General features: G+C 56.4%; 1 protein-coding gene, 1 tRNA gene and 1 pseudogene. 1 reads left to right on the top strand and 2 read right to left on the bottom strand.

The genetic code is table 11. The features are described 5' to 3' along the window. Positions 1–142 precede the first annotated feature (142 nt). The gene (locus ACRESJ_RS31470; RefSeq protein WP_431761388.1) at positions 143–631 is read left to right on the top strand and encodes an RDD family protein; all 489 of its coding nucleotides are present in this window, start codon (positions 143–145) and stop codon (positions 629–631) included. Between the two features lie 16 nt (positions 632–647). Here ACRESJ_RS31470 and nadA read toward each other — a convergent pair. Both nadA and ACRESJ_RS31460 read right to left on the bottom strand, forming a co-directional pair. Then, a pseudogene (gene nadA / locus ACRESJ_RS31465) lies at positions 648–1,679 on the bottom strand (quinolinate synthase NadA); the annotation flags it as partial. 270 nt (positions 1,680–1,949) lie between these two features. Next, positions 1,950–2,025: transfer RNA gene (locus ACRESJ_RS31460), tRNA-Lys, on the bottom strand. Positions 2,026–2,075: the final 50 nt, after the last annotated feature.

The raw sequence follows: 2,075 nt of genomic DNA, 5'->3' as shown, positions 1-2,075 counted from the left end.
AGGGCCAGAAAGGCATGCAGGCTGACGAAGTACAAGCAGAAGGCTAATCTTCTGTAACGAAAAAGCCCCTGATGCTGACATCAGGGGCTTTTTTGTGCGCGTAAATCCGTAAAATGGCTTCTTTTTTTCGCCGAGAGCCAACATGTCGAAACACCTGCTCAACCCCCAGGGCGAATTTCCTGCCGTTGGCCTGGGCCGCCGCCTGGCTGCAATGTTCTATGACTTCCTGTTGTGCACCGCCCTGCTGATCGTCACCAGCGGCGCCTACAAGATGATCCAGATGTCGATCATCGGTGAAGAGAGAATGCGCACGCTCACAGAAGCCGGTGCGCTCGATGGCGATCCGCTGCTTTCGACAGTGCTGCTGTTTGTCCTGTTTGGCTTCTTCGCCAAGTTCTGGACCCATACCGGTCAGACCCTGGGCATGCAGGTGTGGTGCATTCGCGTCCAGAACGCCGATGGCTCGTCCATCAGCCTGTGGCAGGCGCTGCTGCGTTTTGTGGTATCGATCGCGTCGTGGCTGTGCGTTGGCCTGGGATTCATCTGGTCGCTGTTCGACAAGCAGAAACGCAGCTGGCATGACATGTACTCCAATACCCAGCTTGTGCGGATCCCCAAGAAACAAAAGTAACGCCCACAAAAAAGATCGCAGCCTGAGTAAAATCGAGCATGCGCTTCAATGGCCGAATCGCCTGTGGAATCAGCGCCGGATCGACGAAGATCTCATTTGCCCCTTCCTTCAACGCCTTCAGCGTGCGCTCAAGGGTATTCATCGCCATCCAGGGGCAATGCGCACAACTGCGGCATGCTGCGCCGTTACCGGCCGTAGGGGCTTCGATAAAGACCTTGTCCGGGCACAGCTGCTGCATCTTGTAGAAGATACCGCGGTCAGTCGCGACGATCAGTGTCTTGTTCGGCAAGGTTTGCGCTGCCGCGATCAATTGACTGGTGGAACCGACAGCATCCGCGAGCTCGATGACCGAGGTCGGCGACTCAGGGTGCACCAGAATCGCCGCATCCGGATACAACGCCTTCATGTCCTCAAGCTGCTTGGACTTGAACTCTTCGTGAACAATGCAGGCACCGTCCCACAACAACATGTCGGCACCGGTCTGGCGCTGAATGTAAGTGCCCAGATGCTTGTCCGGTCCCCAGATAATGGTTTCACCGTTATCCATCAGGCTTTCGACGATTTCCAGCGCGCAGCTTGAAGTCACCACCCAATCAGCCCGGGCCTTGACCGCCGCTGACGTGTTGGCATAAACCACCACTGTACGCTCCGGGTGCTGGTCGCAAAACGCAGAAAACTCGTCGACAGGGCAACCCAGGTCCAGCGAGCAGGTCGCCTCCAGGGTCGGCATCAGGACACGTTTTTCCGGGTTGAGGATTTTGGCCGTCTCGCCCATGAACTTCACGCCGGCGACGACCACGGTCTTGGCTGGGTGAGCATTGCCGAAGCGGGCCATCTCCAGCGAGTCGGAAACACAGCCACCGGTTTCTTCGGCCAGGGCCTGAATAACGGGATCGCAATAGAAGTGAGCAACCAGCACCGCGTCCTGAGCCTTGAGCTCGGCAGCGATGGCGGAACGGTAATAGGCTTCCTCATCGGCGGTCAGCGGCTTGGGCTGCTTGGCATCGAGGTGGGCTTGAACCAAAAGGCGTTCGGAAATCTGCGTCATTTTCGCAAGACCTGCAGGCGCATTCGCGCGAAAGTCGAGTATACACCCGGCTCCGGACCCTTCAGGGTACCGCCGGGAAAGTGAGTATTCATCAGGCACGGAACAGTGTTGAAGCTGCGCAAGGCTACAGAATATCCGGTGGATGCAAAAGATGATTCTGACCTGCGCCTTGCAGCGCCGCCCAGGCTTGGGCAAACACAAATCACAGGCAAAAAAAACCCGGAAATCCTCACTTGCGTGGGCCTTCCGGATTTTCTAAACCGCCAAATATGGTGGGTCGTGTGGGATTCGAACCTACGACCAATTGGTTAAAAGCCAACTGCTCTACCAACTGAGCTAACGACCCGCTGTGTGGTGGCGCGTATAATACTGATTTTTAAGGACTATTCAACACCT

Origin of the sequence: Pseudomonas sp. (assembly GCF_050739655.1) — a bacterium.
In the GTDB taxonomy this organism is placed as follows: domain Bacteria; phylum Pseudomonadota; class Gammaproteobacteria; order Pseudomonadales; family Pseudomonadaceae; genus Aquipseudomonas.
Note: the sequence above shows the minus strand (reverse complement) of the source record. Positions and strands in the feature narration are given on the sequence as shown.

What these genes read in the sequence shown, in the direction of transcription:
- ACRESJ_RS31470 (WP_431761388.1), top strand. Translation starts at nt 143, where the DNA reads ATGTCGAAACACCTGCTCAACCCCCAGGGCGAATTTCCTGCCGTTGGC.